General features: G+C 72.8%; 6 protein-coding genes and 1 pseudogene. 5 read left to right on the top strand and 2 right to left on the bottom strand.

The genetic code is table 11. The features are described from left to right. Window positions 1-913, bottom strand: a pseudogene (locus DY218_RS25925) (ricin-type beta-trefoil lectin domain protein); the annotation flags it as partial. A 341-nt stretch (window positions 914-1,254) separates the two neighbouring features. Next, window positions 1,255-2,130: an RNA polymerase sigma factor SigF gene (locus DY218_RS25920; protein ID WP_128558557.1), complete on the bottom strand. Its 876-nt coding sequence runs from the start codon at window positions 2,128-2,130 to the stop codon at window positions 1,255-1,257. Between the two features lie 260 nt (window positions 2,131-2,390). On the opposite strand from DY218_RS25920, the gene DY218_RS25915 reads away from it, so the two are divergent. From DY218_RS25915 to DY218_RS25895, 5 genes are all read left to right on the top strand, one after another. Continuing rightward, on the top strand, window positions 2,391-2,759 hold the full coding sequence (locus tag DY218_RS25915; protein WP_128558556.1) for an STAS domain-containing protein: 369 nt from the start codon (window positions 2,391-2,393) through the stop codon (window positions 2,757-2,759). Window positions 2,760-2,985: 226 nt separating this feature from the next. Continuing rightward, the gene (locus DY218_RS25910) at window positions 2,986-3,465 is read left to right on the top strand and encodes an ATP-binding protein (protein ID WP_128558555.1); all 480 of its coding nucleotides are present in this window, start codon (window positions 2,986-2,988) and stop codon (window positions 3,463-3,465) included. A gap of 316 nt (window positions 3,466-3,781) precedes the next feature. Then, window positions 3,782-4,546 carry an LPXTG cell wall anchor domain-containing protein gene (locus tag DY218_RS25905; protein ID WP_128558554.1) on the top strand — a complete coding sequence of 255 codons (765 nt, stop codon included), beginning with the start codon at window positions 3,782-3,784 and terminating at the stop codon, window positions 4,544-4,546. Between the two features lie 86 nt (window positions 4,547-4,632). Further along, window positions 4,633-5,766 (top strand): hypothetical protein, encoded by a 1,134-nt coding sequence (locus DY218_RS25900; protein WP_199566858.1) that lies wholly within the window; start codon window positions 4,633-4,635, stop codon window positions 5,764-5,766. 197 nt (window positions 5,767-5,963) lie between these two features. Next, the coding region (locus DY218_RS25895; RefSeq protein ID WP_233521904.1) for a neocarzinostatin apoprotein domain-containing protein at window positions 5,964-7,001 on the top strand (1,038 nt) is incomplete at its 3' end.

Below are 7,001 nucleotides of genomic sequence, written 5' to 3'. Positions count from 1 at the left end.
GTCCGCGTGCGGTCCTCGGAAGCGCGGCGAGGCCGGAACCCGCCGTCGCGGGCCCGGCCGGCGGTGCGGGCTGCGCCGCGGGAGCCGGCCGCGGCGCCAGGGCGTAGCGGTCGCCGGCCCACGGCAGGAGGCCGTCCGCGAGGACCGCGCGGGGCGTGGAGTTGAGCCGCAGGAGTTCCGCGCGGGAGTCGCCGCAGCAGGCGCAGACGGCCAGATGATCCTCCAAGTCCGCGCTGTAGCGGGGGCCTTGGGGCAGCACCGCGTTCTCCAGGAGGCGCAGATAGCCCCGGCAGTCGGGGCCGCCGTGCGCTTCGAGCCGGCTGAGCAGGAAGGCGCTGCGCAGCGCGCCGAAGGCCGTGCCCCGCAGCTGTGCCACATCGACGGCCCCGACCCCGACGTACACGCCGGTGGCCGCGTCGGGTTCCTCGTCCACCGCGGCGTACCAGAGCACCGCCTGCGTCCGCAGCGGCAACCGCCTCACGGCTTCGAGGAGTTGGGGCGGCCGCGTGGCCGAGGGGTCGGACGGCACCACATCGCGGTCCAGACGTACGGCCCGCTCGTCCGCGGTCCAGGCGGCCGCCGCGCGGGCGACCAGGAGCAGCAGCCGGTGCCGCCAGGCGCCGGGCGGTTCGATACCGCGTTTCGCCTCCTGCGCGGCGCGTGCGAAGGCCTGCGCGGCGAGCAGCCGTGCCGAGCCCGGGGTCAGGGTGCACACGCCCGCATAGGCAGTGGCGGCCGGGAGGTGCCGCCGCCGCAGCTCGCGCGCCGCGGCGAACGAGGTGGTCACGTCCCGCCGCAGCAGCCCGGCAAGGGCCATGTCGGGGGTGTCCGCGTACTGCCCGGCGCCCGCGCCGTCCTCCGGGCCCGTGCCCCGGATGCCGTCGCCCGCGCCGGTCCGGCTGTGCCGAGACATCGCGCTCCTCCTCCGCCCGGCGGTGAGGGAGCCGCCGGGTCTTCCACATACCGAAAGGCATGGAGGGAGCCCATGGTGGAGGACGAGCGAGGATCGGAAAAGAGGTTTCACGCGGTAACCGGCGCCCGCCCCGGCCCGTACCAGCGAACTGGCTTGAACCGTACGGAACTTCACGCCTGCACGCCCCCGGGAACGGCGATGGCCCCCGGGAACGGCGATGGCCGCCGGGGCGTGAAGCGGGAGTCGGACTGTCGCTTCATGCCCCGGCGGCCACCGGGCCGTACCGGACCGTCTGTGCCGGACCACGTGGAGCCGGGCGGGAGTTGCTCCCCGCCCACCGGTCATTCCTCGAGGGTCAGACCCTTGCGCAGCCGCATCAGAGTGCGGGAGAGCAGCCGGGAGACGTGCATCTGGGAGATGCCGAGCTCCTCACCGATCTCCGACTGCGTCATGTTCGCCACGAACCGCAGGGAGAGGATCTTCCGGTCCCGCGGGGGGAGTTCGGCGATCAGTGGCTTGAGGGACTCGACGTACTCGATGCCCTCGAGCCCGTGGTCCTCGTAGCCGATGCGGTCGGCGAGGGCGCCCTCGGAGTCGTCCTCCTCGGGCTGCGCGTCGAGCGAGCTGGCGGTGTACGCGTTGCTCGCCGCCATGCCTTCGACCACCTCGTCGTTCGAGAGGCCGAGACGGTCCGCGAGTTCACCGATGGTGGGCGCGCGGTCCAGCTGCTGAGCGAGCTCGTCACCGGCCTTGGCCAGGTCGAGCCGCAGCTCCTGCAGCCGGCGCGGGACGCGCACGGACCACGAGGTGTCGCGGAAGAAGCGCTTGATCTCGCCGACGATCGTCGGCATCGCGAAGGTCGGGAACTCGACGCCGCGGCTGAGCTCGAAGCGGTCGATGGCCTTGATCAGGCCGATGGTCCCCACCTGGATGATGTCCTCCATCGGCTCGCTGCGGGAGCGGAACCGAGAGGCTGCGAACTTGACCAGGGCGAGATTGAGTTCGACGAGCGTGTTGCGTACGTACGCGTACTCGTGCGTGCCTTCCTCGAGCGACTCGAGGCGCTCGAAGAGAGTCTTGGACAATGCCCTTGCATCCAGCGGGGCCACTTCGTCGTAGGGCGGGATCTCGGGGAGATCCAGCTCGAGGGCGAAGTCCTCCGCCGGGGGTGTCGACGTCGCGGTTTCACCGGGCGATGCGTCGAGCCGGGGTGACATGGTGTCCTCCATCGTTCTCGGCATATGGCTGCCGATGCCAATACGTGCACTACGGAGTGCGGCGCCTCCAAAGCCGGCCGGGTTGATTGCTGTCTCTTATAGGCCTACCCGTATTCGACAGGAGGTCGCAAGTGCGCTTGGAGGCGAAATGTCCGATTTCGGGGGGATGTTCAGGTACCGGGCCGCCCGGTGAGGGCGTAGGGTTCAGTGGCGACAATCACCAGCTAGACACCTCTAGACACCTTCGGAAGAGAGACGGCATGGACCGCGGGACGGTCGGCAGCGCCAGCAGGGGCCGGCTTCAGGTCGAGGTGCGCCGCGAGGGCCCGAGTGCCGTCGTGACGCCCGTGGGTGAGCTGGATCACCACACGGCCGAACTGTTGCGGGAGCCCCTCGAAACCGCTGTCGAGCAGGGTCTTAGCCGGTTGGTCGTCGACTGCTCGCGGCTCGAGTTCTGTGATTCCACGGGCCTGAATGTACTGCTCGGTGCCCGGCTGAAAGCCGAAGCGGCGGGGGGTGGCGTGCATCTCGCCGGGATGCAGCCGGTGGTGGCGAGGGTGTTCGAGATCACCGGGGCCGAAGCGGTCTTCGTGGTGCATCCCACACTCGAAGCCGCTCTCTCCGATTGACCCGACCGTTTCCGGGGGTTGTTACCCGGGAGTTGTCACGGTGTGATCGGGACGTAACCCGCATCACACAGCCCGAACCGAAGTAGTGGGTGTTCTCACGGTTCGGCAGGGCAGGAGACAGCTGGACCTGCTTGCGGCCAAAGGGCACGAACGGCCGACGGCGGGCCCTTTGTCCCGAAGTCTTGTAACGAACGATGAACTGGTGAATCGGTGAGGTGAAGCGCTGATGAGCACCACCCGGCCCCTCTCGCCGGGCGACCGCGGCCCCGAGCCGGGCGCTGCCGGTGCGCGGGCCGCCCGCCAGGTGCGCAGGCTGAGCCTGGGGGGCGCGAGCGGGGTCGTACCGCTGGCCAGGGACTTCACCCGTGGGGCCCTCGCCGACTGGGGCTGGCTCCCGGCCGCCACGGCGGACCAGCGGGCGGCCGCGGAGGACGTCCTCCTGGTCGTCTCCGAACTCGTCACGAACGCCTGCCTGCACGCCGAGGGGGCGGACGAGCTGTGGCTCGCCTCCGACGGCAAGGTGCTGCGGATCGAGATCTCCGACCACGGCACCGGCCAGCCCGCGCCCCGTACGCCGCACCGCGCCGGACGGCCGGGCGGGCACGGCATGTTCATAGTGCAGCGCCTCTGCCTCGACTGGGGCGTGGTGCGTACACCGGGGGTTCCCGGCAAGACGGTGTGGGCCGAACTGGCGGCGCCTGCCTGATCGTTCCTCCGGCCGCCGTCGCCTGCGGCCGGGCACTGTGCGGCGTCCTGCGATGCGGGGCGCCGCTTCTTTGTGCCCGTCTCCTTGCCCGTCTCCTTGTCCCCGCCTCCTGCGTGCGGCCGTCCCGCCGCCTCCCGTGCCGCTGCGGGCGTGGCGGATGGGGCCCCAGGGGGCGTCCGGGATCCGGCGGTGCCGTGTGTCTTCCCTCTCCAAGGGGCTGGGCGTACCTTGAGCGACCAAATCTGATGTGCCGTCAGTAACTTGGCCGTACGGCCGGTGCTCACGGCCCTCACCACCGGCATGAGGGGAACTCGAGGTGTCGTACCAGAAGAGGGATGCAGCCGCGCGCAGTGCCCCGGGGCGCCGCTCGCGCCCGGGTAAACGCCCCGCGGCGTTCGCGGTCGCGGCCGCCGTCGCCGGATCGGCGGTGCTGTTCGCCGCCCCGGCCGCGCACGCCGAGGTCGTCGACGTGGACTACCAGTGCAAGACGCCGATCGGCAACAAGGGCGCCGTCTCGCCGATCGACATCAAGAGCGTCAAGAGCGGCAGCGGCTACAAGCTCACGATGTCCTTCCAGAAGGGCGTCTCGTCCAGCCCGGTCGAGCTGGGCAAGGGCGCGATGAAGCCGAGTGCCCTGATCAAGCTCGGCGGCGCGGAGAGCGGGGACGTGCCGGTCTCCGGACCAACCAACTCCGAGGCCATTCCGGCCAATTCACCGATCAAGATCAGTGATCTGTCGGGTACGTACACACCCAAGAAGAGCGGCAAGGTCACCTTCACCGCCTCCACCCTCACCATCAAGGCGCTCGGCACCACGACCACCTGCACGCCGAAGAACAACCCGAAGCCGTCCCTGAGCCTGGACGTCAAGGGCTCCGGCGGGGGCGGCGGTACGGGCGGCGGCTCGGACGACGCGGGCGGCACCGGTGGTTCGGGCGGCTCCCCGGCCGGCGGCGAGGAACTGCCGCAGACCGGACCCGAGGACTCCGCGGTGGCCCTGGGCACGCTCGGCGGCACGGTGCTGCTCGCCGGTGCGGCGGGCGTCCTCTGGCTGACCCGGCGCAACCAGGCGACCCGGTAGGGCCCGTCCCCGGGGAGTCCGCCGCGTCGTGGGCGCGCTGCCCCCTCCCTCCGCACCCGGTCGACCCCCACTCCCAGGAGCCGCCGATGACGTCCGGTCGCCGTGCCGCTGCCGCCTGTCTGCTCGTGGCGGGCCTCTTCGCGCTGCCCGCGCCCCCGGCCGGGGCCGCCGACGGCGCGCCGTGGTCTCTCGCACCCGCCACCTCGGGCGGCACCCGGCCGGCCGACGGCGGGCGGCCGTACTTCTATCTGGAAGGGGCCCCGGGCAGCGTGCTCGAGGACACGGTGACCGTGACCAACGAGGGCGACGAGCCGCGCACCGTACGGCTGCGGGGCGCCGCCGCGGACAACACCGGTGACGGAGGACTCTCCGTCACCCCGGGATCGCGCGCGAAGGGACCCGGCGCCTGGATCACGCCCGCGCGCGGGAAGGTCACGGTGCCGGCGCGGACCCGGGCCGAGGTGCCGTTCTCGGTGACCGTGCCGGCCGAAGCGACGCCCGGGGACCATCCGGCGGCGGTGGTCGCCGACGGCTCCGGACACGAGCAGGGTGTCCGGGTGCATCTGCGGGTCAGCGGACCGACGCTGTCCGCGCTCACCGTCGAGGACGTCGAGGCCGGCTCCGAAGGGATCGCGTACGCCCTGGTCAACCGCGGCAACACGGTGCTCAGACCGAAGCTGGCGGTACGCGCGGACGGTGTGCTCGGACGGCTCCTCGACCGGCCCGCGCGTGCCCTGCCCGTGGAGCTGCTGCCCGGCCGGCGCGTCGAGCTCACCGAACCCTGGCCGGACGCGCCGGCCCTCGACTCGGCCGAGGTGCGGCTCACGGTCACGGCGGGTGGCGGGGCACGGGACTCGGCGACCGCCGAGGCCCGCTTCGTGCCGTGGGGGACGGTCACCGCGGTGGGCGCCGGCCTCGCCGTGCTCGCGGCGGCCGCGCTGCGGGGCGTACGGGTCCGCAGGCGGGCCGCTGGACGCAGCCGGGCGGCACCGGTGCCGCCCCGTACGGAAGAGGAAGAGCCTTACGGCGACGGGGAGTTGATGACGACGCCGGTGGCACCGGTCGTGGCAGCCGCCGGAGGCCGAGCGGGTACGGACCGTGCGCCGCGCGGCGGCTCGGGCGAGGGCACGGACTCGGGCGCCGGCTCGGGTTCGGGCGCGGCGGTGCGTACGGCGGGCCGGCGAACGGGAGTCGACGCGGGAACGGGAGACGAGCGGTGAACGGTCACGGGTTCCAGGAGCATACGGGCGGCGTCCGGGGCGGTGCGGCGGCTCGGCCGCTCCCGGGCAGATCCGGACTCGCCGGGGACCGGTCCGCCGTGCACGGGCCGGCCGGTACCGCCGTGCCCACCGGTGCCGGGCGGGGGCCCGGCGGTGGGACGGGTGACGGGACCTTCGGCAGGCAGGGTGGTGTCCGCGTGCGCCACCGCCGCGCGAGCGCGCGGTCCGGCAGCGGGGCCCTGTTCCTCGTCCTGTCGCTGCTCGCCGCCTGCGTACTGGCGGGCACCGGCGCGGGAGCGGCCGCGGCGGCCCCGGCCGCCGAGACTCGTACCGCCGAGGCCCGTACCGCCGAGGCCCGTACCGCCGAGACTCGTACCGCCGAGGCCGCCGCGGACAAGCCCGTCGTGAAACTGTCCGACGGGCAGGCCGGCAAGGGCGGCACCATCACCGTGACCGGATCCGGCTGGCGCCCGAAGACCCTGCTCATGATGCTGATCTGCGGCCAGAACATGATCGGCGGCACCAACGCCTGCGCCAACTCCGACGGCCGCGCCGTCACCACCGACACGAAGGGCGCCTTCAGCAAGAAGCTGCCGGTCGCGGAGCCGCCGAAGGCGTGCCCCTGCGTCGTGCACGTCGCCACGGTCACCGGTGAAAAGGCCTCCGCCCGGGCGGAGTTCAAGGTCGCCGGCCACCCGGTGAAGCCGCTTCCGGACGAGACCGGCGCCGGGCGGATCGCCGTACTGGCCACCACCCGCCTGGAGGGCTCGAACGGGATCCTCAACTGGTTCGGCTCACCCCCCTCGCGCAAACTCGTCGTCACCGTCGGCAATCTCGGCTCCGCCCCGGTCAAGGACCCGGTCTTCGAGATCGGCACCTCGCACGGCGTGTTCGCCCCGCAGTGGGAGGAGCAGCAGTGGCGCGGCACCCTGCAGCCCGGCAAGAAGGCCCAGGTCGACCTGCCGGTCCAGCTCTCCGCGGGCGCCCACGGCGACTACCAGGTCTCGCTGAAGTACGGCGACAAGGTGATCGCCGAGCAGCCCTGGGGCGTGCCGCGGCCCTGGGGCGTGACGCTCTTCTGGATCCTGCTCTGCGTCGTCGTCCCCGCCGCCGTCTTCCGGATCGGCATGGCGATCGTGGACCGGGTCAGAGGGCCGCGGGGCGTCGCCAGGCCGGCCCGGCGCCCGGGCAGCCACCGCGGCGCGGGGGCCGCCGCCCGACTCCGGGCGCTCCGG

It is taken from the genome of Streptomyces triticagri (assembly GCF_003429565.1).
Taxonomy (GTDB): domain Bacteria; phylum Actinomycetota; class Actinomycetes; order Streptomycetales; family Streptomycetaceae; genus Streptomyces; species Streptomyces triticagri.
Note: the sequence above shows the minus strand (reverse complement) of the source record. Positions and strands in the feature narration are given on the sequence as shown.

Excerpts from the sequence above, each read along its gene's own strand:
- DY218_RS25920 (WP_128558557.1), bottom strand. The coding sequence starts at position 2,130 with ATGTCACCCCGGCTCGACGCATCGCCCGGTGAAACCGCGACGTCGACA.
- DY218_RS25915 (WP_128558556.1), top strand. The coding sequence starts at position 2,391 with ATGGACCGCGGGACGGTCGGCAGCGCCAGCAGGGGCCGGCTTCAGGTC.
- DY218_RS25900 (WP_199566858.1), top strand. The coding sequence starts at position 4,633 with ATGACGTCCGGTCGCCGTGCCGCTGCCGCCTGTCTGCTCGTGGCGGGC.
- DY218_RS25910 (WP_128558555.1), top strand. The coding sequence starts at position 2,986 with ATGAGCACCACCCGGCCCCTCTCGCCGGGCGACCGCGGCCCCGAGCCG.